The 21,382-nt window shown below is 53.2% G+C and carries 25 protein-coding genes and 1 pseudogene; 11 read left to right on the top strand and 15 right to left on the bottom strand.

What is annotated here, in order from left to right; translation table 11 throughout:
* Positions 1-75 precede the first annotated feature (75 nt).
* The 3 genes from ABLU80_RS07530 to ABLU80_RS07520 are packed head-to-tail and all read right to left on the bottom strand — an operon-like array spanning position 76 to position 1,873.
* Complete coding sequence (locus tag ABLU80_RS07530; protein ID WP_348849866.1) at positions 76-1,212, bottom strand: HlyD family secretion protein; 1,137 nt, start codon at positions 1,210-1,212, stop codon at positions 76-78.
* Positions 1,213-1,221: 9 nt separating this feature from the next.
* The gene (locus ABLU80_RS07525) at positions 1,222-1,572 is read right to left on the bottom strand and encodes a DUF3302 domain-containing protein (RefSeq protein ID WP_077203935.1); all 351 of its coding nucleotides are present in this window, start codon (positions 1,570-1,572) and stop codon (positions 1,222-1,224) included.
* Positions 1,573-1,609: 37 nt separating this feature from the next.
* Positions 1,610-1,873 (bottom strand): hypothetical protein, encoded by a 264-nt coding sequence (locus ABLU80_RS07520; protein WP_063446345.1) that lies wholly within the window; start codon positions 1,871-1,873, stop codon positions 1,610-1,612.
* Between the two features lie 137 nt (positions 1,874-2,010).
* Here ABLU80_RS07520 and ABLU80_RS07515 point away from each other — a divergent pair, with 137 nt between their 5' ends.
* Complete coding sequence (locus ABLU80_RS07515) at positions 2,011-2,946, top strand: LysR family transcriptional regulator (RefSeq protein ID WP_015366200.1); 936 nt, start codon at positions 2,011-2,013, stop codon at positions 2,944-2,946.
* Between the two features lie 42 nt (positions 2,947-2,988).
* On the opposite strand, the gene ompW is transcribed toward ABLU80_RS07515, so the two are convergent.
* Positions 2,989-3,627 carry an outer membrane protein OmpW gene (ompW, locus tag ABLU80_RS07510; RefSeq protein ID WP_015705753.1) on the bottom strand — a complete coding sequence of 213 codons (639 nt, stop codon included), beginning with the start codon at positions 3,625-3,627 and terminating at the stop codon, positions 2,989-2,991.
* A 269-nt stretch (positions 3,628-3,896) separates the two neighbouring features.
* Between ompW and ABLU80_RS07505 the strand changes: the two genes are divergently transcribed.
* The 4 genes from ABLU80_RS07505 to yciA all read left to right on the top strand — a co-directional run bounded on the left by ABLU80_RS07505 (position 3,897) and on the right by yciA (position 6,246).
* The gene (locus tag ABLU80_RS07505) at positions 3,897-4,310 is read left to right on the top strand and encodes a YkgJ family cysteine cluster protein (protein ID WP_015366198.1); all 414 of its coding nucleotides are present in this window, start codon (positions 3,897-3,899) and stop codon (positions 4,308-4,310) included.
* Positions 4,311-4,337: 27 nt separating this feature from the next.
* Positions 4,338-5,081, top strand: a complete 744-nt coding sequence (locus ABLU80_RS07500; RefSeq protein WP_015366197.1) for a YciC family protein — start codon at positions 4,338-4,340, stop codon at positions 5,079-5,081.
* A gap of 51 nt (positions 5,082-5,132) precedes the next feature.
* Positions 5,133-5,672, top strand: coding sequence for a septation protein A (locus ABLU80_RS07495; protein ID WP_015366196.1), 540 nt, complete (start codon positions 5,133-5,135; stop codon positions 5,670-5,672).
* Between the two features lie 175 nt (positions 5,673-5,847).
* Positions 5,848-6,246 carry an acyl-CoA thioester hydrolase YciA gene (yciA, locus tag ABLU80_RS07490; RefSeq protein ID WP_015705756.1) on the top strand — a complete coding sequence of 133 codons (399 nt, stop codon included), beginning with the start codon at positions 5,848-5,850 and terminating at the stop codon, positions 6,244-6,246.
* A gap of 33 nt (positions 6,247-6,279) precedes the next feature.
* Here the strand turns inward: yciA and ABLU80_RS07485 are convergent, their stop codons facing one another.
* Positions 6,280-6,816: a YniB family protein gene (locus ABLU80_RS07485; RefSeq protein ID WP_171830454.1), complete on the bottom strand. Its 537-nt coding sequence runs from the start codon at positions 6,814-6,816 to the stop codon at positions 6,280-6,282.
* Positions 6,817-6,967: 151 nt separating this feature from the next.
* Here ABLU80_RS07485 and hxpB point away from each other — a divergent pair, with 151 nt between their 5' ends.
* From hxpB to ABLU80_RS07470, 3 genes are all read left to right on the top strand, one after another.
* Positions 6,968-7,636: a hexitol phosphatase HxpB gene (hxpB, locus tag ABLU80_RS07480; RefSeq protein ID WP_015366193.1), complete on the top strand. Its 669-nt coding sequence runs from the start codon at positions 6,968-6,970 to the stop codon at positions 7,634-7,636.
* A gap of 127 nt (positions 7,637-7,763) precedes the next feature.
* Complete coding sequence (locus ABLU80_RS07475) at positions 7,764-8,354, top strand: metal-dependent hydrolase (RefSeq protein WP_015366192.1); 591 nt, start codon at positions 7,764-7,766, stop codon at positions 8,352-8,354.
* Positions 8,355-8,487: 133 nt separating this feature from the next.
* The gene (locus tag ABLU80_RS07470; RefSeq protein WP_015366191.1) at positions 8,488-9,879 is read left to right on the top strand and encodes an L-cystine transporter; all 1,392 of its coding nucleotides are present in this window, start codon (positions 8,488-8,490) and stop codon (positions 9,877-9,879) included.
* Between the two features lie 56 nt (positions 9,880-9,935).
* Here ABLU80_RS07470 and cedA read toward each other — a convergent pair whose 3' ends face one another.
* Positions 9,936-10,208, bottom strand: a complete 273-nt coding sequence (gene cedA / locus ABLU80_RS07465; protein ID WP_071596072.1) for a cell division activator CedA — start codon at positions 10,206-10,208, stop codon at positions 9,936-9,938.
* A gap of 172 nt (positions 10,209-10,380) precedes the next feature.
* Between cedA and katE the strand changes: the two genes are divergently transcribed.
* Positions 10,381-12,639 (top strand): catalase HPII, encoded by a 2,259-nt coding sequence (katE, locus tag ABLU80_RS07460; RefSeq protein WP_163331559.1) that lies wholly within the window; start codon positions 10,381-10,383, stop codon positions 12,637-12,639.
* Between the two features lie 41 nt (positions 12,640-12,680).
* Here katE and chbG read toward each other — a convergent pair whose 3' ends face one another.
* The 8 genes and pseudogenes from chbG to osmE form a co-directional block, all read right to left on the bottom strand.
* Positions 12,681-13,439: a chitin disaccharide deacetylase gene (chbG, locus tag ABLU80_RS07455; RefSeq protein WP_348849865.1), complete on the bottom strand. Its 759-nt coding sequence runs from the start codon at positions 13,437-13,439 to the stop codon at positions 12,681-12,683.
* 12 nt (positions 13,440-13,451) lie between these two features.
* Positions 13,452-14,798: a 6-phospho-beta-glucosidase gene (locus tag ABLU80_RS07450; protein ID WP_015366187.1), complete on the bottom strand. Its 1,347-nt coding sequence runs from the start codon at positions 14,796-14,798 to the stop codon at positions 13,452-13,454.
* 102 nt (positions 14,799-14,900) lie between these two features.
* Complete coding sequence (chbR, locus tag ABLU80_RS07445; protein ID WP_026612280.1) at positions 14,901-15,740, bottom strand: transcriptional regulator ChbR; 840 nt, start codon at positions 15,738-15,740, stop codon at positions 14,901-14,903.
* Between the two features lie 12 nt (positions 15,741-15,752).
* Entirely contained in the window at positions 15,753-16,100 is a 348-nt protein-coding gene (chbA, locus tag ABLU80_RS07440; RefSeq protein ID WP_015366185.1) for a PTS N,N'-diacetylchitobiose transporter subunit IIA, read from the bottom strand.
* 52 nt (positions 16,101-16,152) lie between these two features.
* The gene (chbC, locus tag ABLU80_RS07435) at positions 16,153-17,511 is read right to left on the bottom strand and encodes a PTS N,N'-diacetylchitobiose transporter subunit IIC (protein ID WP_015366184.1); all 1,359 of its coding nucleotides are present in this window, start codon (positions 17,509-17,511) and stop codon (positions 16,153-16,155) included.
* 11 nt (positions 17,512-17,522) lie between these two features.
* Positions 17,523-17,588 (bottom strand): annotated as a pseudogene (locus ABLU80_RS07430) (hypothetical protein); the annotation flags it as partial.
* A gap of 70 nt (positions 17,589-17,658) precedes the next feature.
* Positions 17,659-17,979, bottom strand: coding sequence for a PTS N,N'-diacetylchitobiose transporter subunit IIB (chbB, locus tag ABLU80_RS07425; protein WP_015366183.1), 321 nt, complete (start codon positions 17,977-17,979; stop codon positions 17,659-17,661).
* Positions 17,980-18,254: 275 nt separating this feature from the next.
* Positions 18,255-18,593, bottom strand: a complete 339-nt coding sequence (osmE, locus tag ABLU80_RS07420) for an osmotically-inducible lipoprotein OsmE (protein WP_015366182.1) — start codon at positions 18,591-18,593, stop codon at positions 18,255-18,257.
* Between the two features lie 295 nt (positions 18,594-18,888).
* Here osmE and nadE point away from each other — a divergent pair, with 295 nt between their 5' ends.
* Complete coding sequence (nadE, locus tag ABLU80_RS07415) at positions 18,889-19,716, top strand: ammonia-dependent NAD(+) synthetase (RefSeq protein ID WP_015366181.1); 828 nt, start codon at positions 18,889-18,891, stop codon at positions 19,714-19,716.
* Between the two features lie 101 nt (positions 19,717-19,817).
* Positions 19,818-20,681, top strand: a complete 864-nt coding sequence (cho, locus tag ABLU80_RS07410) for an excinuclease Cho (protein WP_015366180.1) — start codon at positions 19,818-19,820, stop codon at positions 20,679-20,681.
* Positions 20,682-20,773: 92 nt separating this feature from the next.
* Here cho and spy read toward each other — a convergent pair whose 3' ends face one another.
* Entirely contained in the window at positions 20,774-21,256 is a 483-nt protein-coding gene (gene spy, locus ABLU80_RS07405) for an ATP-independent periplasmic protein-refolding chaperone Spy (RefSeq protein WP_348849864.1), read from the bottom strand.
* Positions 21,257-21,382: the final 126 nt, after the last annotated feature.

The raw sequence follows: 21,382 nt of genomic DNA, 5'->3' as shown, positions 1-21,382 counted from the left end.
ACGACATTGCTCACATTGCTTCCAGTATTTTTGCCCGCGTTTATCGCGGGCTTTTTTTTGACTCAACTTCAGCTTTTAGTGGTCGAGATACAGATAATGCAACCAGCTGGTCATCCGTAACAGCACCTTACGCATCACTGACACGTGGGCAAAATGGTCGGTATACACCGCCGCCTGGGCACTGACCCCATCCGGTAAATGGGCAAGATCGCGGCTCGCCGCCAGGTCAATCATCACATAAACCCCTTCCCGACCGGGCGTGGCGCTTAAACCCTGTAATGCGCCGCTCGCCTGGTAACTACCGTCGGGAATGGTTGGCAGTACCTTTGTGACCTTGCCGGCATACACCTGCCCCGGTAAGCCATTAAACACAACCTCTGCCTCGTCCCCCTGCTCCAGGCGCAGGATGGCGTTCTGGCGAAATACCGCCACCACCTGGCGTTTTTGCTGCGGAATAAAAATCATCACCGGTTTGAACGGCAGACGAACTGCCGTGGTTCCCGGACGTGCCAGCACCTGAGTGACATAACCATCGCTGGGCGCGCGGAATACCGTCTGTTCAAGGTCATAACGCGCCTCGGCAATCTGCGATTTCAGGCTGGCGATTTGCGCATCCTCGCCATTGAAACGCGCCGAAAGTCTTTCGAACTCCTGTTGATACTGGGCTTTAGCCGCCCGCAGGGCCGCAGATTGCGCTTGATATTGCTGCTCGGCGTGATTCACATCCTGCTCGGAAAAAGGATTTACCGGCATCGCTGCGCCTTTCGCATAGCGCTGATAATCCTGACGGGCGCGTTCATATTCCGCCGTCATCCGCTGGACGTTGGCGGCGGATTCACTTAATGCCGCTTTCCGGGTTCTGATATCCGCTTCGGCGGCACTGAGATCCGCCTCCAGTTTATTCAGTCGCGCACGATAACGGCTATCATCAAGACGAAACAGCACCTCGCCTTTGCGTAATAACACATTCGTTTTATCGGTAACTTCTACGATGGCCCCCGACACCTGCGGTACAATCGGGATCGACAATGCTATTTTTTGCGCGCGGTCGGTATACGGGTGATTATAATTCATGGTCAGAATTAGCGCACCGACAATAACCACCCCACCAAGGACTGCCGTTGGCACCGTCCATTTATTTACCGGGATACGGAAAATTTTAAATACGCCATAGGCCAACGCCACATAGCAAAGAATAATGAGTAAATCCATACACTGGCCTCAGCGGTTATTTGACGAGTTTGTCGTTACAGTTATCTGTTGCTCCTGCAGACGCTTTAGCTCGCTTTCAAGTTGCCTGATTCGCTGATGCATTTCGGCGCTATCTTCGACTTTATGCGCCATTCCCCACCCGCGCTCGGGGCGATACAGCGTGGCCCAGATCCATAACAGCGGCCAAATCGCATGCAGGGTAAACAGGCTCACCCAGCCGGCGACATGAATTGCATCCTGATGAGGATGCTGGCGTTTCTTGGCCAATAAATAGGGAATATCATGAATAATAATAATGCCGTAAAATAAAATTAAAAACACGGCAATTAACACGCCTAAGGCGAAGTAGTCGAGAAACATAATAACACCTGGTAATAAAAAAGGTAAACCGTACTAACTACGCTGTTTTATAATTAGCAATGCCACTCACTGTAATAGTGCGGCTGTTCCGAGAATAATCATTTTCCGACTGATAGACCAAATATTGATAACGGTAAAAATCAGTACTTTTATCTTTCCGGTATAATATCTCTTCCGCCGAAACCGATAGTCCCTTGATAATATCGTCATATTCAATATGTTTTTCTTTTTCGGTTACGCTGGAAGCGCACGCCGCCAGCAGCAAAATTGCAGATAACGCAGCCATTGTTGTTATTTTCATCGAATTATTTCTCTGTATTTTTCGGCTGTAATAAATAATCCACGCAAATAATACCCAGCTACTGGCCAGAAGTCATATGACAATGACGGCAAAGATGTATATCATTTTTGATATAGCAAACCAAAAGAACCAACCTTATGAAAGAAAAAGACCTGCGCATTGACGAACTCCGCATCGTTCGCATGATTGCCGAAACGGCAAGCGTGAGCAAAGCCGCCCAACTACTTGACATGCCGCAGTCGAATGTGTCGCGGGCGCTGAATGCGCTGGAACGGCGCCTGGGGTTAGAGATCTTTATCCGCCATCCACGGGCGTTAATCCTGAGCGAGTTTGGCGAGCAGTTCCTGCGCCGGGCGGATATTCTGCTGGATAAGCATAATGATCTGCTTGATATGTCCGGTACCTGGAAACGCAGCCTCAACGGCATGGTGACGCTCGGCGCGCCGATCGGCATTCAGGCTTTCCTTGCCCGATACCTTTTGCCGCCGGTGCTACGTTCGGCGCCGGAATTAACCGTCAATATTCTCACCCGCAATCCCGACGAGCGCGAACAGAAACACGGGACGCTTTTCGATAGCGATTGCGATCTGCTGATTAGCTTTTTCCAACCGCAGGACGAAAGCCTGATCGCAAGGCCACTCACTCGCTTTCGCATGGGGCTGTTTGCCTGCGCGGATTATATTGTGCAGTCGCCTCTGCACGATGTTGATGAGCTTGCGCAGCACCGCTGCATCACTTTGCGTACGCTGGGCGGGATCCGCAACAGTTGGCATTGCTATAACGCCGCGGGTGAGAGTATTCAGGTAGAGGTCAACGGTTCCAGCGTATGCGATAACATTTTGCCGGCTATCGAGCTTGCCAAGCAGGGCCTGGGCATCGTATATGCCCCTTTTTACTCCGTCGCGGCGGAATTAGAAGCGGGTACGCTACAGCCCTGTCTGCCACGAGAACGCGGCGTGAATATGCAGGCGTGGTTGATTTATCGTCAACGAGGCGTGTTGCCGCATCGCGTGCAGGTGATAATGGATAGCATTATGGAAAGCGCCAAACTGCACGCTCATCGGCTGGTCTGAAGAGGATAAAACTGGCCGCGAACGGCCAGTTTTTTTAAACCATTAGAACCGATAACCGGCAGAGAACATAAACACCCACGGATCCAGGCGGGTACTGACGGTCTGATTCTCTCCGTTAGCTTTAAATTTCACGTCGGTGTCGATATCCATGTACCACACTGACATGTTCAGCAGCCAATTGCGGTCAATCAGATAATCCAGGCCAACCTGTCCTGCCGCGCCCCATGAATCCTTCAGGCTCAGGTCGGAAAGCCCGGCGTCCTTACCGGTATCGTTGAAATCATTGTTAAAGAAGGTTGTATAGTTAATACCGGCGCCGACATACGGGCGCACTTTGCTTTGCGCATCGCCAAAGTACCACTGCGCCATCAGCGTCGGCGGCAACTGGTGTACGGTAGCGATGGTGCCGGTCGGCCCGGTACCGACCTTGTGGCGGAACGGCGTTGCCGCCAGCAGTTCGATACCGATATTGTCGGTCGCCATATAGGTAAAGGTTAAACCTAACTGGGTGTTATTACTGACGTTAAAACCGCCGAGACTACCCAGTACGTTGTCAGAACCCTCAGTCGGGCGAACCGTCGCCGAACCCGCGCGAATAAAAAACTCCCCCGCTTCATGCGCCCAGGCGCTACCACCAGAAAGCGTACCTAAGATCAATGCCGCCGCTGCAATTTTCTTCATATCCATGTCCCCATTATGGTTTTTATCAGCGGCAGCAAATATACCTACAATGAGTTAGTTTTGATCTGTTTTAGATCACACCAGGCCATTAGATTTAACATTTATTGATCCAGATTAATTTTTGCAGCACTCAGTAACGTTCTGATTTGTCTTTACATCAATTTTTACCCGTGAGAAAAATTTTTGCTTCCCCCTCTTGTCGCCGATCGTGCGGATAGCTAATTTAATTGCCGACAATTTGTGTTGATGCGTTTTTTTCAGGTGTAATTATGAGTGAAATCAACCCGTGCATGACGTGCGGTGCCTGTTGTGCGTATTTTCGAGTCTCCTTCTATTGGGCTGAAGCCGACGACGCCGGCGGCGTGGTACCTACGCAGCTCACCGAACCCCTTACCCCTTTTCTGCGCTGCATGAGCGGCACCAATCAGCGGCAAAGCCGCTGCACAGCCTTAAGCGGCGAAATCGGCGAATCGGTGCACTGCACCATCTATCATCAGCGGCCTTCCCCCTGCCGCGAGTTTGCTATGTCAGGCGAAGGCGGCGAACTCAACGAAGCGTGCGATCGCGCCCGTGCCCGCTACGGCCTGCCGCCGCTGGGAACTCTTTACAAAGATATACTTACCGTGACAGCGGCAGAGACTGCTACCCAACCACGTTTTGCGGTACAATCCCCGGCTAGTTAAAACACCTGCAAGACTCAAGGAGAATGCATGTCTATCACGGCGAAGTCCGTCTACCGTGACACGGGGAATTTTTTTCGTAATCAGTTCGTTACTATTCTGCTGATTGCGTTGTTATGCGCGTTCATCACGGTAGTCATTGGTCATGCCTTTTCGCCCAGTGACGAGCAGTTATCGATCCTCAGCGAAGGCGATAACCTGGCGGGCAGCGCCGGCTTGTTTGAGCTGGTGCAGAACATGACGCCGGAACAGCAGCAGATCTTGCTGCGCGCGTCGGCAGCCTCAACCTTCTCGGGGCTGGTGGGGAATGCCATCCTCGTCGGCGGCGTACTGTTGCTGATCCAGCTGATCTCCGCCGGGCATCGCGTCAGCGCGCTGCGGGCGATCGGCGCCGCGGCGCCGGTTCTGCCGAAACTGTTGCTGCTTATCCTGTTCACCACCTTCGTGGTACAGATGGGGATGATGCTGGTGCTGGTGCCGGGCGTGCTGCTGGCGATTGTCCTGGCGTTCGCGCCGGTGATGCTGGTGCAGGATAAAATCGGCATCTTTAGCGCAATGCGCGGCAGTATGCGTCTGGCGTGGGCTAATATGCGTCTGGTGGCGCCAGCGGTACTGGGCTGGCTGCTGGCAAAAACGGCGCTGCTGCTGCTTGCTTCAAGCTTCGCAACGCTGTCGCCAAACGTCGCCGCGGTGGTCATTAATACCATCAGCAATCTGTTCTCTGCGCTGTTGCTGATCTATTTGTTCCGCTTGTATATGCTTATTCGCAACTAACTTTAATCTGGGCCGGGTATTCCGGCCCTTCCTGAACGACGGAATTGATGTATGAAGCAGTTTCTCGATTTTTTACCGCTCGTAGTCTTCTTCGCTTTTTATAAGATTTACGATATCTACGCCGCAACCACCGCGCTGATCGTCGCCACCGCGGTGGTCCTCATTTATAGCTGGGTGCGCTATCGTAAAGTTGAAAAGATGGCGCTGATCACTTTTGTGCTGGTCGCCGTCTTCGGCGGTCTGACTATCTTCTTCCACAACGACGAATTCATTAAGTGGAAAGTGACCGTCATCTACGCCCTGTTTGCTGGCGCCCTGCTGTTCAGCCAGTGGGTAATGAAAAAACCGCTTATCCAACGCATGCTTGGCAAAGAGCTGACGCTGCCGCAGCAGGTGTGGTCACGGCTGAATCTGGCCTGGGCGCTGTTCTTTATTCTCTGCGGGCTGGCCAATATCTACATCGCGTTCTGGCTGCCGCAAAATATCTGGGTCAACTTCAAAGTCTTCGGTTTAACGGCATTGACCCTGGTCTTTACCCTGTTGAGCGGCGTCTATATCTACCGCCACATGCCGCAGGACGATAAGCACTAATCCCTCTCAACGGTACGCGCTGGCCGGCGCGTACCGCCTTCTTTTATCAACTCGCGTCCCGACCTTTTCCAAAACCCCGTTTTAACCGTACCGACGGGCGTATTCCCCTATTCTCTCTGCGCCGTTTTCATAGTAGCATCGCGCCTGATCTTCTTTGACTAGTACAGAGTATAGAATGACAACAACAGATCTCGCCCCGAAGGGCGAATTGGTTTTACGCACCCTGGCCATGCCGGCGGATACCAACGCGAACGGCGATATTTTTGGCGGCTGGTTGATGTCGCAGATGGATATCGGCGGCGCGATTATGGCCAAAGAGATTGCCCGCGGCCGCGTTGTGACCGTCCGTGTTGATGGTATGACTTTTTTACGCCCGGTCGCCGTTGGCGATGTCGTGTGCTGCTATGCCCGCTGCGTAAAACGCGGCAACACCTCAATCACCATTAATATTGAGGTATGGGTGAAAAAAGTATCGACGGAACCGCTGGGCCAGCGTTACAAGGCGACGGAAGCCCTGTTTATTTATGTGGCGGTAGACAATGAAGGCAAGCCGCGAGCGCTGCCTGCCGAATGATAAATGGCCCGGTTACCCGGGCCGTTTGTCTATTTACAGGAAGCCAAGCAGTGAGAAGAAAACATAGCCAATCACAATCACCACAATCGGCATCACGTAGAGCGTGAAATACTGCTTCAGGATGGTATGACGCGGTACGACAATACGTTCGGCAAGCTGTTCACGAGACAGGCCTTCCGCTCCTTTAGCCTGTTCCAGAATCAACTGATCTTCCACCCCTTCGCGTAGAAACTTCGCCTGGCGGCCCATCCGCGCGCCGGAAGCCTGCAACGCCATGCCAACAAACACCAGCGCGTAGATAATCCAGAAACCGATGTTCAACGCATGTTTGAACTCCGGCAGCGGCGAGTTGTACCAGAAGAAATTCAGGAACGGCGTATTAAAACGCACCATCTCAATCATCAGGTGGGCGAAATCCATCATCACCGCATCAATACCCGGTTTCTTTTCGCTATGCTCGTACATAAATTTCAGTACGGAAATCAGCGTAGACAGCACGGCTGGAATGAAGATGACCCATCCCAAAATGCGTTTAATGACCGCAATGCGTCCAGCTTGTTGATACGTCATGAGTTCCCCTTGTTTAAAACGCCAGACTCTCCATGCCGCCATAGAGTCAGGTATAAGTCTATCTTCGTCAGCGAATTTCGCCTGCTTCAGCGCGGTATGATATACCATATGGACAATTTCGTTATCTACTTACGCCAATGGAGAGGAACTTATGTCAGCGAAGCGTCAGATTCTTGCCGCTATTTTCGATATGGATGGCCTGCTTATCGATTCAGAGCCGCTATGGGACCGCGCAGAGCTGGAGGTACTGGACAGCCTCGGAGTGGATATTAGCCGCCGTGATGAATTGCCGGACCTGCTGGGGCTGCGCATCGACCTGGTGGTCGATTTGTGGTTTGCGCAACAGCCCTGGCGCGGCCCGGACCGCGCAGAGGTAACCGCCAGCATTATCCGCCGCGCCATTCAACTGGTCGAGGAGTCGCGGCCGTTGCTGCCCGGCGTGCGTGAAGCCGTGGCGCTGTGTAAAGCCCAGGGACTAAAAATCGGTCTCGCTTCGGCGTCGCCGCTGCATATGCTGGAAAAAGTGCTGGAAATGTTTGAACTACGCGACCAGTTTGACGCGCTGGCTTCCGCCGAACATCTGCCATACAGCAAACCGCACCCCCAGGTCTATCTCGATTGCGCCGCTAAGCTTGGCATCGCGCCGATGTCTTGCGTGGCGCTGGAGGATTCTGTTAACGGCATGATCGCCAGCAAAGCGGCGCGAATGCGCTCAATTGTGGTTCCGGAAGCAGAAAACAGCCGCGATCCGCGTTTTGTACTGGCCGATGTGAAACTGACGTCTCTGCAGCAGCTGACGGTAGCAGATCTGCGCGGCTAAGCGGCGTGCGCTGACATTGGCGTCGTCAAAATGTGTCAACCTTGTGACAAAGAGTTACACCGTCACCTCTTCCGTATACTGTATAAAAACCCTATACTGTATGAATTGACAGTTTAGGGTTTTTATCATGACGGCGGAAGGCCACCTCTTCTTTTCTATCGCCTGTGCGGTATTTGCAAAAAATGCAGAATTAACCCCCGTGCTGGCGCAGGGGGACTGGTGGCATATCGTTCCTTCCGCCGTGCTGACCTGCCTGCTGCCCGATATCGATCATCCGAAATCTTTCCTCGGGCAGCGTTTAAGCTGGGTCTCAAAACCGGTAGCCCGCGCCTTCGGCCATCGCGGTTTTACCCACAGCCTGCTGGCGGTATTCGGCGCGCTGGCGCTGTTCTATCTTAAAGTGCCTGATAGCTGGATTATCCCGGCCGATGCGCTGCAGGGTTTAGTGCTCGGCTACCTCAGTCATATACTCGCCGATATGCTCACCCCGGCCGGCGTACCGCTGTTGTGGCCCTGCCGCTGGCGGTTCCGCCTACCGATCCTCGCGCCGCGCAAAGGCAATCAATTAGAACGCGCGCTGTGCATGGCGCTGTTCATTTACGCCGTCTGGATGCCGCAGAGCATGGCCGAAAATAGCGCCGTGCGCTGGTCATCCAATATGATTAATTCGCTGCAAATAACCTTTAATCGCTTTATTAGCCATCAGGCTGAACGATAAATACGCTAAATGATTTTTTGGTTATAACCCATTCCATTTGAGTATAAGAAAGCAATAAGGCCTTCTGCTACTCTTGGCGCCATAAGAGTTGGTTTCAGACCAACCCAGGTAACAAGATATCAGGAGAACGGGGATGAATTTTCCATTAATAGCGAACGTTGTCGTGTTCGCGGTTTTACTGTTTGCGCTGGCTCAAACCCGCCACAAACAGTGGAGTCTCGCTAAAAAAGTACTGGTCGGTCTCGTTATCGGCGTTATCTTTGGTCTCGGCCTGCAGCTGGTTTACGGCTCCGACAGCCAGGTTCTGAAAGATTCTATTCAGTGGTTTAATATCGTCGGTAACGGCTATGTGCAACTGCTGCAGATGATCGTTATGCCGCTGGTCTTCGCCTCTATTCTGAGCGCGGTGGCGCGCCTGCACAATGCCTCACAGCTGGGTAAAATCAGTTTCCTGAGCATCGGTACGCTGTTGTTCACCACCCTTATCGCCGCGCTGGTCGGCGTACTGGTGACCAACCTGTTTGGCCTCACCGCTGAAGGCCTGGTACAGGGCAGCGCGGAAACCGCCCGTCTGAACGCCATCCAGAGCAACTATGTCGGTAAAGTATCAGATCTGAGCGTTCCGCAGCTGATCCTGTCGTTTGTGCCGAAAAACCCGTTTGCCGATCTGACCGGCGCGAACCCGACCTCGATCATCAGTATCGTTATCTTCTCGGCGTTCCTTGGCGTCGCGGCGCTGAAGCTGCTGAAAGACGATGTGGAGAAAGGCCAACGCGTCCTGACCGCCATCGACACGCTGCAGGGCTGGGTGATGAAGCTGGTGCGTCTGGTGATGCAGCTGACCCCATACGGCGTGCTGGCGCTGATGACCAAAGTGGTTGCCGGCTCCAACCTGCACGACATCATCAAGCTCGGCGGTTTCGTAGTGGCTTCTTACATCGCGCTGGGCATCATGTTTGTGGTGCACGGTCTGCTGTTAGCCGTCAATGGCGTCAGTCCGCTGAAGTATTTCCGTAAAGTCTGGCCGGTGATTACCTTCGCCTTTACCAGCCGTTCCAGCGCGGCTTCTATTCCGCTGAACGTGGAAGCGCAGACGCGCCGTCTGGGCGTACCGGAATCCATTGCCAGCTTCTCCGCCTCATTCGGCGCGACGATTGGTCAGAACGGCTGCGCCGGTATCTATCCGGCAATGCTGGCGGTAATGGTAGCCCCGACCGTTGGCATCAACCCGTTGGATCCAATGTGGATTGCCACCCTCGTGGGTATCGTCACCGTGAGCTCCGCGGGCGTAGCCGGCGTTGGCGGCGGCGCCACCTTCGCGGCATTGATCGTGCTGCCGGCGATGGGTCTGCCGGTCACGCTGGTCGCACTGCTGATTTCCGTCGAGCCACTGATTGATATGGGCCGTACAGCCCTCAACGTTAACGGTTCAATGACCGCCGGCACGCTGACCAGTCAGTGGCTGCGCCAGACGGATAAAGCCATCCTCGATAGCGAAGAAGACGCCGAACTGGCGCATCGCTAACGTTAACAGCCACAAAAAAGCCGCTGAATTTCAGCGGCTTTTTTTTACCCACGAGGTCATGCCTCTATTTCACCTTCCTGGCGTATCTGATTAGCCCAGCGCTGCGCCGATTCCGGCACGGTGAACGCCGGTGAACGGCGGAAACGCTCGCCCATCAGTACAAAGGCGACATACTTGCCCCGCAATATCCAGACATCGCGAAAATGGTCCATTTTAACGGCATGATCCGGCGGCGCAGGCTCGACGCGCGGCACGTAGCTAATGATAGGGCGATTTTGTTGGCGCAATGATTTCATAACAGATGGATTCACTAAGCAAAGCGGGAACATAAACCCCTATCATAGCCGATTGCCCCCCTTTTCGTCGCCCCTCCTGGCACGATGCGCATTTTAGGATAACTCTATTCCTGCCTGAGCAGCATCCTCAGCACAATGTTCTATAGTTAGAAGGGTTTTGGTTTAGCAACGACCACTTTTAGCAATGAAAGCAGGAGACGAGCAGATGTCAGATAAGCACCACGACCCACACAGCCGACAGGCTCCGGTACATGATAGTGATGAAGCAAAACCGGGCCTCGATTCACTGGCGCCGGAAGACCGTGAATGGCGCCCTACCCCCCAGCCAACCGCGCCCGGGGAGGAACCGACGGCGCCGGGCAGCCTGAAAGCGCCGGATACTCACAGCATAAAATTAGATACCCTCGAGCCACAGCGTAAAGGCGGTGAAAACTTTCCGCTGACCACCAATCAGGGGGTACGCATCGCCGACGATCAAAACTCGTTACGCGCCGGCAACCGCGGACCAACGTTGCTTGAAGATTTTATCTTACGTGAGAAAATTACCCACTTTGACCATGAACGCATTCCCGAGCGTATCGTTCATGCTCGCGGTTCCGCCGCGCACGGCTATTTCCAGCCTTACAAAAGCCTGAAAGAAATTACCAAAGCCGATTTTCTGTCCGCGCCGGAAAAAATCACCCCCGTTTTTGTCCGCTTCTCCACCGTTCAAGGCGGCGCGGGCTCGGCCGATACCGTGCGTGATATCCGCGGCTTCGCCACCAAATTCTATACCGAAGAGGGCATTTTCGACCTGGTGGGCAATAACACGCCGATTTTCTTTATCCAGGATGCGATTAAATTTCCTGACTTTGTCCATGCGGTGAAACCCGAACCGCACTGGGCAATCCCACAGGGACAAAGCGCCCATGACACCTTCTGGGATTATGTTTCGCTGCAGCCGGAAACATTGCATAACGTGATGTGGGCCATGTCCGACCGCGGCTTGCCGCGCAGCTATCGCACAATGGAAGGCTTCGGTATTCATACCTTCCGTTTCATCAACGCTGAAGGCAAAGCCACCTTTGTGCGTTTCCACTGGAAGCCGGTGGCCGGTAAAGCATCACTGGTATGGGATGAGGCGCAGAAATTAACAGGCCGCGATCCGGACTTCCATCGCCGCGATCTGTGGGAAGCCATCGAGGCTGGCGATTATCCGGAATTCGAGCTCGGCCTGCAGTTAATTCCGGAGGAAAACGAGTTCAATTTTGACTTCGATCTGCTGGATCCGACCAAGCTCATTCCGGAAGCGCTGGTGCCCGTGCAACGAGTCGGCAAAATGGTGCTTAACCGTAACCCCGACAACTTCTTCGCTGAGAACGAACAGGCGGCATTCCATCCGGGTCATATTGTGCCGGGTATCGATTTTAGTAACGATCCGCTGTTACAAGGGCGACTCTTCTCCTATACCGATACGCAAATTAGCCGCCTCGGCGGGCCAAATTTCCACGAAATTCCAATTAACCGCCCTACCTGCCCGTATCATAATTTCCAGCGTGACGGCATGCACCGAATGGAGATTGATACCAATCCGGCAAACTATGAGCCAAACTCTATAAACGATAACTGGCCCCGTGAAACGCCGCCGGCGCCGAAACGCGGCGGCTTTGAATCGCTGGCGGAACGCGTTGATGGCGAGAAAATCCGTAACCGTAGTCCCTCGTTTGGCGAGTACTACGCCCATCCTCGCCTATTCTGGCTCAGCCAGACGCCGATTGAGCAGCAGCACATTATCGGCGGCTTTAGTTTTGAGCTGAGCAAAGTGGTCAGAGTCTGGATCCGCGAGCGGGTGGTCGATCATCTGGCGCATATTGATATCGGGCTGGCGGAAGCGGTAGCCAACAATCTCGGTATCGAACTGAGCGATGAGCAGCGTAACATAGCGCCGCCTGCGCCGGTTAACGGCGTGGAGAAAGACCCGACCCTCAGCCTTTACGCCGATGGCGATGGCGACGTAAAAGGACGAATTGTCGCGGTATTACTCAACGAGAAGACCTGCGCGCAGGATGTACTCAACCTGCTACAGGCGCTACAGGCCAGAGGCGTTCACAGCAAACTGCTCTATTCGCGTATGGGCGAAGTCAGCGCCGATGATGGATCGCAGCTACCCATCGCCGGAACCTTCGCCGGCTCGCCGTCGTTGACGGTTGACGCGGTTATCGTTCCCGGCGGCGACCTAACCAGCATCAGCGATAACGGCGATGCCCGCTACTATCTGCTGGAAGCCTATAAGCATCTGAAGCCCATTTTACTGGCGGGCGATGCGCGGCAGTTTAGTTCGCTGCTACAGGTGCCCGCTACGGGTGAAGAAGGGGTTATCGAATGCGACGCGATTAACACACTTAGCGTCGATAAACTGCTGACGCTACTGGCCGCGCATCGCGTCTGGTCAAGAAGCAGTAAAGTTGCGGCCATACCCGCGTAACAAAAAGCCCGGCAGTTTATGGCTGCCGGGCTTTCCTCTCTTTATACGTCGCGATAGTTTCCGAGCCGGTAGCCACGTTCCGCAATAGCGTATTTCAGTTCGCCGGACGTCAGCACGTCCAGTTCGGTCAGCCGCGGATAGCAGTAAGCGCTGCCCATAATGGTGTTATCAACAAATGCCGGATGACACATCACTTCCAGCGAGTTTTCCTGCCGTTCAATCGACGCATCCAGCGTCTGCAGGAACTGCGCTTGTGAAACCGCTTCACCGTAAAATTCGCTGCTGAAGCCATCGCTACTGCGCGCCGCATCCTGGTCGAGGCCATTCAGCGCCGCCACCTGGCGGTCGATACGCAAAGCGACGCCCTTTTCGCGCGCAAAGGCGGCGACAATGGGATAGATCTGCGCGATCATATGCACATGGTGGTGGCTGTCGATATGCGTTGGTTCGCAACCAAACAGTTCGATAAAACGCCGGTACTGACACTCCAGTTCGTGGGCGATCTCATCCAGCGGCAGGCTGTCCTCTTCCGCCATCTGCCAAATCCATTTGCCCAACCGCCCGTCGCGGGTTAACCCCGGCATCGCCGATAATGGCTCGCCCAGCGTCAACACAAAGTGCATGCCCACCGCCAGCTCAGGCAGGCTACGGCTTAATTGGGCGGCGTGGCCGATAGCCGCGCCGTTGACCAACGCCGTAGTCGACGTCACCAGTCCATTCTTGCAGGCTTCGATAATGCCGTAATTCTGCCCTTTGCTCAGGCCATAATCATCGGCGTTAACGATCAATACGCGTTCCATCGGCCGCTCCCGTTACTGTTTCAGTTTTTCGATAGTCGCTGCAAAGTTCGGCAGCCACTTCTCATGGGCGAGGATCATCTCCCGCGCCAACTGCTCGGCATCACGATCTGAATGAATCAGCGGGCTTAAATTGAGCGCCAGCAGCACATCATTGAGCTCACCGCTCATTGCCGCCTGGCTGGCCGCCACTTCAAAGCCTTTGATGGTATAAATCAGCCCCAACACTTTTTCATCAAAATGCGTGATTCGCGGCGTGGGCTTCGCGCCGTCGCGGCCCAGCGTGCAGGTCATTTCTACCGCCCAGTCGGCCGGAATATTATCAACATGGCCATGGTGCGGAATATTCACATAGTGCTCGGCCTGTTTATCATTGTAGATGGCGTTAATCACCTCGCAGGCGGCATCAGAGTAGTAAGCGCCGCCGCGCTGCTCAAGCTCCTTCGGCTTAATGTTCAGATCCGGATTTTTGTACAGTTCGAACAGCTGCTTTTCAACCTTCTGTACGACCTGAGCGCGCGCGCCGCCTTTGTAGTACTCGCCCATCTCAATCGCCAGCATCTCTTTCGGCTTGAAGTAATAAAGCAGATATGAGCATGGGATCAGGCGCAGTGAGCGAATCAGCCCTTCGCTAAACGGCAGGTCGAAGATATTTTTCACCGAGTTCGCGGTCAGACGGCCAGAAGCCACGCCGTCCAGCAGTTCATCGAAGCGCGACACGCCATTGACCAGCACATCGCGAACGAACACCAGGTGGTTGAGACCGAACAGATCGATATTTAACTCATCGCTCGGACTCAGTTGCAGCACATCGGTAATAAACATCTTCATACCGATTGGAATGTTGCACACGCCGATAAAGCGTTTGAAATTGGTATGGCGGTATACCGCCTCGGTGACCATACCCGCAGGGTTGGTAAAGTTAATGATCCACGCATCGGGGCAAATTTCCTGCACATCTTTGACGATATCGAAAATCACCGGGATGGTACGCAGACCTTTAAACAGACCGCCCGCACCGTTGGTTTCCTGGCCAAGATAGCCATGGCTTAGCGGGATACGTTCATCTTTTTCACGCGCTTTCAGCTGGCCAACGCGCAGTTGCGTGGTGACGAAATCCGCCCCTTCCAGCGCCGCGCGGCGATCGAGAGTTTTGTAGACTTTCATCGGCACGCCGGCTTTTTCCACCATCCGCTGGCACAGTGCATGGATGATATCGAGCTTTTCCTGCCCCTCTTCCACGTCCACCAGCCACAGTTCCGTTACCGGCAGCTCATGATAGCGTTTGAGGAAACCTTCCAGTAATTCCGGGGTATAGCTGCTGCCGCCGCCGATAGTCACGACTTTTAATTTCTGGCTCATATCTTTCTCCCTTAGGCGCTACGCGTAGACGTAGACCGCTCTCCGCATAAATGCGGACAGTTAACTTGAATGAATAAACCGCGCGGTAAATACCGCTGCGAGTTAATTAATATTGGTCAGTTGTTTGCGATAACTGCTTGGCGTAAATGAGGTCAGCCTTTTGAACGTTTTAATAAACAGACTTGGGCTGCTATATCCTGATTCATACGCAATATCAGTGACCGAATAGTTGGTGATTTCCAGCTGTTTTTTCGCGAAATTGATGCGGATATCATTAATGATCTGCATCGGCGTCTTACCATAATAGCGCTGGGTCGCCCGGGTTAAATATTCTTGCGTTTTCCCGGACAATTGCACCATATTTTCCAGCGCGCTTTCGCCAAATTTATTTTTATCGTGCATATCCTCTACGGTATTTTTCAGCCAGTGAGGGATCACATCTTCAACGGGCTCTTCACGATAATGACGCAAGCGGTTAATGGTGTAAAACGAGACCAGTTCAATAAATTCGTCAAATTCAGTCTCGCGAAAATTTAGTGAAGCAATAACCGACTCGATATAGCTGAGAAAGGCGCTTTGCACCGCATAGACCTGAGAGGCGACCAGCCCGAACGGCAGCAGCGGCAGATAATGTTTCTCAAAGAAGCGTCTGCTGATGCCAACGTTAAGAATGCGCGTCGCACCAAACTCATAAAAGCTCTGATGGTGCGACCCCATTGGGATGAAGACAAAGTCCCCGCGCTCCAGCAGCACCCGTTTGCCATTAATTTCCTGATAATAGCGCCCGGTTAAAACGATAGTGAACTCGTAGTAATCATGCTGGTGAAGCCCGCTCACGCTCTCCGTTTTGTTATAGATGACCACATGAAAGTTTTTCCCGTTGAAGAGCTGTTGTTCCCTGGCGGTACTGATCTCTGTGGTCATCATTTTCGGCTGCCTCATCGTTCGGATAGCCTATTGTACCTTCTCGTGCAGCTCGATCAATTCGGCCACCAGTTCACGGGCCAGCATTGAGGTCATCAGATGATCCTGCGCATGAACCAGCACCAGACTCACCTTCATCTTGCCCTCGCCTTCATCGCTTTCAATAAGCTGGGTCTGGACGCGATGCGCTTCACTCAGCGCCATCCGCGATTGCTCCATCATCGATTTCGCGGCGGCAAAATCTCCCTGCTTCGCCTGCTTCAGCGCCGCATAGGCCAGGCTACGCGCCTGTCCGGAGTTGATAATCAGCCCCATCACCACCTCTTCGAGGTCATTTTCCGGGGTTTCTACCGCGTCGATGTTATCCAGATCAAACATAATATTTCCCTCGTTTCTCAGGCGGTACGGGGAGAGCCCGTACCGCTCGACATCAGAATTTCAGTGCGTTAGCAATATCTTCTTCGCTTTCTTCCTGCTCGATGGTGCTCTGCGCTTTGTTCGACAGGATGACGAACGGCAGGTACACGGCAGTAGCGACACAAAGGTTGAAGAGCGCGACCAACAGGGCAGCAACGCTACCGTTACTGTTAAAGAAGGCCCCCAAACCGGTTGGCATCGTCCACGGCGCCAGGTTGGTCACTGGTGGGATAATGCCCAGGCTGTAAGCGGCCAGCGTAATCGCGGCCAGAATCGGTTGTACCAGCACGAACGGGATGAACATGACCGGGTTCATGATGATCGGCAGGCCGAACAGAATCGGTTCGTTAATCTGGAAGATGCCTGACGGCAGCGCCAGTTTAGCCACCTGACGATGATCGGCGCGGCGAGAAGCGATGAAGATGGCGATAATCAGACCCAGCGTCGCACCGGAACCACCCAGCAGGATGTAGGAGTCGAGCATCGGCTTCGCCCAGAAGTGGAACTGTTTGCCGGCTTCAATGGCCGCGTCGACAGAGCCATACTGGTTATACAGCGCGATGTTTTCCAGCGCCCACGGCGTCATAATGCCGTTATCCAGCGCCGTCAGCGCCAGCGAACCGTGCACCCCGAAGAACCACAGCAGGGAGTTAAAGATAACGTACGCCCAGCCAACGACGCTGCCCATCGCCGCCAGCGGCGTGGAGATGGAGTCCATGATGATCTGATGGAAGTTGCTACCGTAGTTTGACAGAATCCACGAAATAATGCCGAAGACCGACAAAATCAGGAAGCCCGGGATCAGCGCCGAGAAGGAGCGCGATACCGATGACGGCACGCTATCCGGCAGTTTGATGACCCAGTTGCGGCGTATGACAAAGGTGAACAATTCCGCCACCACCAGGCCGATAATCATCCCGGAGATGATGTTCTGCCCGCCGAGCCAGTTGGCGCCGACGGCGTAGGCTTCACCCACGCTATAAGGCGTGACGGTCATAAAAGCGGCGACCGCCAGAAGACCAGCAGCCATGGGGTCGACTTTACGCTCTTCGGCCAGCGCGGCGCCGATAAAGAACGGCGCCATCAGCGACATAATGCCCAACGTACCGTTGTAAACATTACCGCCGATGGCTTTAAAGCCGTTTAATGTTTCAATGGTGGAGGCATCCAGGCGAATCCCCATTGAATAAAAGAAAGAACCTTCACCAAAGCTCAGAAAAACGTTGTTGATTAATACGAACATGGCCCCGGCGAGGGTCAGCGGCATTAATTTAATAAAGCCGTTTTTAATCGCATTAATGTGCGGTTGCTTTCCTATTTTAACTGCAAAAGGAAGGAGTACCTTTTCAAGCGAATCGATCACTTTACTCATAGTCAATACCCTTAAAAGCCGCAATAAAACATTACGGCGGTGATGTATGAAATTACTCTTTGACGGGAAAATAAACTGTTGAATATAGTGGCGGCTAGTATTAATTAACGACCAGACGCCAGAATATCGCGAGTTTAAAAAATAAAATTATTGTGCAGCAGCTTTCTTAATGGCCGCGACGGCCGCTTTCAATACACCTAAGCCATCAACTTTACCGTACAGAATGGAATCAATGACCTCTACCGGCTTGTTCGGCAGCAAACGTTGGATTTCCGGCAGCATATACGCAATTTGTGGCCCTAATAATACGACATCAGCTTCCGGCCCTTTTTCACCGGCCAGCGTTTCAGGATACGCTTCAATAATTACCGGGACTTCATACTTTTCCGCCTGGGCGCGCATTTTGGAGACCAGTAATGAAGTGGACATGCCAGCCGAGCAGAACAGATAGATATGTTTCTTTTCCATGAACGCTTCCTCAATGTGTAGGACCTGGGCTTCAGCAATGGCTGAGAGCCGGTAAGACTGGTAACTTTCGGTTAGTTTTGTTTATGCATTGAGTATACGGCAACATTTGGCGGCAGGATAATTCCCTGTTGAACAGAATTGTCTCTCATTGACCTCGCGTTTTGACTACCCTCACATTTCCCCCAAATAATTCGCGCAATTAAATAAGCATTAGCCGCCATAAAAAAGCCCGACCAATGGTCGGGCTTTCGTAGCTCTCAGCTTGTGACGCGTAGTTATTTGTTGTTACGCGGATCGGTGTCGTACTCGGCGCAGGTCTGGTAGCCGGAGTTCATCACGTGGCCGGTCTCGTCCAGCGCGACAAAGTAGGTTTCAATTTTACCATCCCGTTGACCCAGGATATAAGTCTGGCAGGTTCCGCGCGCGTGGATCATGGTGACTTCAGACGACGGTTTACCGGCAATCTGCATAACCTGGCTGCGGGTCATGCCTTTTTTGACATCCTTAACAACTGGCTGTGTGAACTGGTCTTTGGTGCGGTCATAGGCCGTACACCCTGCCAGCATGGTTAATACTGCTGCTGCGCCCATCAATCCTGCTAATTTTTTGTTCATATTCCGTCCTCATTATGTAATCGGCGTGTTTTAAGCCTGGAATAAAAAGCGTTATTTTTCAAGCCAAACGTCGAATTCATGTAAATTCAGAACTTTTCTGGTAACCAGATGTGAGCAAAAAATCAGCGACGGAACGTACTCCACTACCGATGTTTTCCCGCACCATAAATAAATGCTATGCCATTGGTTGCCTTCTTTTCCGTCAGTCAGCGGTACCAGCCTTGTCGTTTCGGCAGCAAAGAGGTAGTTTTAGACCATGCTGGTTGCCATACAGGCTCACTTTCCGGAGGGCGTAATGACGCTTCAACAACAAATTATCCAGGCGCTGGGCGCGAAGCCGCAGATTGATGTCGAAGGCGAAATTCGACGCAGCGTGGATTTCCTGAAATCCTATCTGCAGACCTATCCGTTCATTAAATCACTGGTGCTCGGCATTAGCGGCGGCCAGGATTCCACCCTTACCGGCAAACTATGCCAGATGGCGATCGATGAGCTGCGGGCTGAAAGCGGCGATCGGAGCCTGCAATTTATCGCCGTACGCCTGCCTTATGGCATCCAGGCCGATGAGCAGGATTGCCAGGATGCCATCGAATTTATCCAGCCTGACCGTGTGCTGACCGTCAATATCAAAGGCGCGGTGCTGGCCAGCGAGCAGGCGTTGCGTGAAGCGGGTATTGAGCTGAGCGACTTTGTTCGCGGCAACGAGAAAGCCCGTGAGCGAATGAAAGCGCAATACAGTATCGCCGGCATGACCAAAGGCGTGGTCGTGGGAACAGACCATGCCGCAGAAGCGATCACCGGCTTCTTTACCAAATACGGCGATGGCGGTACCGACATTAACCCGATCTTCCGTCTCAATAAACGTCAGGGCAAACAGCTACTGGCTCAGCTGGGCTGTCCTGAGCACCTTTATATGAAGCAGCCGACCGCCGACCTCGAAGATGACCGCCCTTCTCTGCCGGATGAAGTCGCGCTGGGCGTAACCTACGAAAATATTGATGACTATCTGGAAGGCAAAACGCTGGATGAGAACATCGCCAAAACCATCGAAGGCTGGTATCTGAAAACCGAGCATAAGCGCCGCCCGCCAATCACCGTCTTCGACGATTTCTGGAAGAAGTAACGACTTCCCGACACCCCGGCCAGCGCCGGGGTTATTTTTTGTCCTTTTCGCCGCAAAACTCGCCTGCTATACTGGATGCATGAACAGTATCAGGAGTTGTTGTGGCCAGAAAACAATCTGCCCCGCGTCTGGAGTTTGAAGCGGCGGCAATCTATGAGTATCCCGAACATTTGCGCCCATGGCTGGAGGCCCTGCCAAAGCTGCCTGGGGTGTATCAGTTCCATGGTGAAAGCGAGACGCTGCCGCTTTATATCGGTAAGAGCGTGAATATCCGCAGCCGTGTGCTGTCGCATTTGCGTACCGCAGATGAGGCCTCCATGTTGCGCCAGGCGCGACGCATCAGTTGGCAACGCACCGCCGGTGAATTAGGCGCGCTGTTACTTGAAGCGCGGTTAATTAAAGAACAGCAGCCGCTGTTTAATAAACGACTGCGGCGTAATAAACAGCTCTGCTCCTGGCTGCTGGAGTCGGGTAAACCGCAAGTTGTGTATGCGCGAGAAGTCGATTTCTCCCATCAGCAGCACCTGTACGGCCTGTTCGCTAACCGCCGCGCGGCATTACAGGCGCTACAAACCATCGCCGATGAGCACCGCCTGTGTTATGGCATTCTGGGGCTGGAGCCGCTGAGTCGCGGGCGCGCCTGTTTTCGTTCCGCACTGGGGCGCTGCGCCGGCGCCTGCTGTGGTAAAGAGAGCGTCGAAGATCATAACCAGCGGCTGCTGGCGCAAATGAGTAAGCTTCAGCTGGTATGCTGGCCGTGGGCGGGTCCGGTGGCGCTGGAAGAGCGCGGCCCGGATATGGTTCAGTACCATATCATTCATAACTGGCTGTGGCTGGGCGCGGTAGATTCACTGGCGCAAGCCGCTGAACTCACCACATTGCCTGCCGGTTTCGATCACGATGGCTACAAGATTCTTTGTAAGCCATTGCTCAGCGGTGAGTATCCGCTGCACCTTCTTGGCTAATGATATGGCAAACGTAAAAAACCGCCGGCCCTGCCCAAAGCCTTAATGGCAATGATTGGGCAAGACCGGCGGTCTTCATTCCGCGCGCTGAGTTACTCAGCAGGTGCAGGCATTTTACCTTCCGGCGCTTTACGTTCTGTCAGATGCTTCTCAAAATTCGCATTGAACTGTTTTTTCTGTTCTGGCGTCAGGATGTTGTAAATCTTGTTCTGGGTTTCCATGCGGGAAAGCATCATCTCTTTATGCTGTGCTTCCATCTTATCAATCTGCGCGCTGGCTTTCGCTTTGTCGAAAGTATCGCTGGCGATCAGATCGTGCATGGCGCGACGTTCGTCAAGGGACGGACGTTTCATGTTCTGGCGTTGGCTTTTCATGATGTCGCGAACCTGCTGCTTTTGCGCATCGGTCAGGTTCAGGTCTTTGAACATCATATCGTGATGACCCGGCATACCTTTATGGTGCATCATCAGTTTGCTGTCGGTTTGGGTGGTAGCGGTAGTATCGGCTGCGTGAGCCAGGTTAGCAGCACCCAGAGCCAGCGTAGAGGCAACAAACAGAGCAGTAATCTTCTTCATGGTTATGTCCTTACTATCAGTTATTCTGACGGCGCATTGCCGTGTTGACGAGATTAACTTTACGCGCTTTATCGTCAATTAGTCAGTGCAAGCGTAAAACAATGAAAGTGTAAAAAACATTTTCTC

Source organism: Klebsiella sp. CN_Kp104, assembly GCF_040064515.1.
Taxonomy (GTDB): domain Bacteria; phylum Pseudomonadota; class Gammaproteobacteria; order Enterobacterales; family Enterobacteriaceae; genus Klebsiella; species Klebsiella aerogenes.
Note: the sequence above shows the minus strand (reverse complement) of the source record. Positions and strands in the feature narration are given on the sequence as shown.

Excerpts from the sequence above, each read along its gene's own strand:
- ABLU80_RS07530 (WP_348849866.1), bottom strand. The coding sequence starts at position 1,212 with ATGGATTTACTCATTATTCTTTGCTATGTGGCGTTGGCCTATGGCGTA.
- ABLU80_RS07525 (WP_077203935.1), bottom strand. The coding sequence starts at position 1,572 with ATGTTTCTCGACTACTTCGCCTTAGGCGTGTTAATTGCCGTGTTTTTA.
- ABLU80_RS07520 (WP_063446345.1), bottom strand. The coding sequence starts at position 1,873 with ATGAAAATAACAACAATGGCTGCGTTATCTGCAATTTTGCTGCTGGCG.
- ABLU80_RS07515 (WP_015366200.1), top strand. The coding sequence starts at position 2,011 with ATGAAAGAAAAAGACCTGCGCATTGACGAACTCCGCATCGTTCGCATG.
- ompW (WP_015705753.1), bottom strand. The coding sequence starts at position 3,627 with ATGAAGAAAATTGCAGCGGCGGCATTGATCTTAGGTACGCTTTCTGGT.
- ABLU80_RS07505 (WP_015366198.1), top strand. The coding sequence starts at position 3,897 with ATGAGTGAAATCAACCCGTGCATGACGTGCGGTGCCTGTTGTGCGTAT.
- ABLU80_RS07500 (WP_015366197.1), top strand. The coding sequence starts at position 4,338 with ATGTCTATCACGGCGAAGTCCGTCTACCGTGACACGGGGAATTTTTTT.
- ABLU80_RS07495 (WP_015366196.1), top strand. The coding sequence starts at position 5,133 with ATGAAGCAGTTTCTCGATTTTTTACCGCTCGTAGTCTTCTTCGCTTTT.
- yciA (WP_015705756.1), top strand. The coding sequence starts at position 5,848 with ATGACAACAACAGATCTCGCCCCGAAGGGCGAATTGGTTTTACGCACC.
- ABLU80_RS07485 (WP_171830454.1), bottom strand. The coding sequence starts at position 6,816 with ATGACGTATCAACAAGCTGGACGCATTGCGGTCATTAAACGCATTTTG.
- hxpB (WP_015366193.1), top strand. The coding sequence starts at position 6,968 with ATGTCAGCGAAGCGTCAGATTCTTGCCGCTATTTTCGATATGGATGGC.
- ABLU80_RS07475 (WP_015366192.1), top strand. The coding sequence starts at position 7,764 with ATGACGGCGGAAGGCCACCTCTTCTTTTCTATCGCCTGTGCGGTATTT.
- ABLU80_RS07470 (WP_015366191.1), top strand. The coding sequence starts at position 8,488 with ATGAATTTTCCATTAATAGCGAACGTTGTCGTGTTCGCGGTTTTACTG.
- cedA (WP_071596072.1), bottom strand. The coding sequence starts at position 10,208 with ATGTTCCCGCTTTGCTTAGTGAATCCATCTGTTATGAAATCATTGCGC.
- katE (WP_163331559.1), top strand. The coding sequence starts at position 10,381 with ATGTCAGATAAGCACCACGACCCACACAGCCGACAGGCTCCGGTACAT.
- chbG (WP_348849865.1), bottom strand. The coding sequence starts at position 13,439 with ATGGAACGCGTATTGATCGTTAACGCCGATGATTATGGCCTGAGCAAA.
- ABLU80_RS07450 (WP_015366187.1), bottom strand. The coding sequence starts at position 14,798 with ATGAGCCAGAAATTAAAAGTCGTGACTATCGGCGGCGGCAGCAGCTAT.
- chbR (WP_026612280.1), bottom strand. The coding sequence starts at position 15,740 with ATGAGGCAGCCGAAAATGATGACCACAGAGATCAGTACCGCCAGGGAA.
- chbA (WP_015366185.1), bottom strand. The coding sequence starts at position 16,100 with ATGTTTGATCTGGATAACATCGACGCGGTAGAAACCCCGGAAAATGAC.
- chbC (WP_015366184.1), bottom strand. The coding sequence starts at position 17,511 with ATGAGTAAAGTGATCGATTCGCTTGAAAAGGTACTCCTTCCTTTTGCA.
- chbB (WP_015366183.1), bottom strand. The coding sequence starts at position 17,979 with ATGGAAAAGAAACATATCTATCTGTTCTGCTCGGCTGGCATGTCCACT.
- osmE (WP_015366182.1), bottom strand. The coding sequence starts at position 18,593 with ATGAACAAAAAATTAGCAGGATTGATGGGCGCAGCAGCAGTATTAACC.
- nadE (WP_015366181.1), top strand. The coding sequence starts at position 18,889 with ATGACGCTTCAACAACAAATTATCCAGGCGCTGGGCGCGAAGCCGCAG.
- spy (WP_348849864.1), bottom strand. The coding sequence starts at position 21,256 with ATGAAGAAGATTACTGCTCTGTTTGTTGCCTCTACGCTGGCTCTGGGT.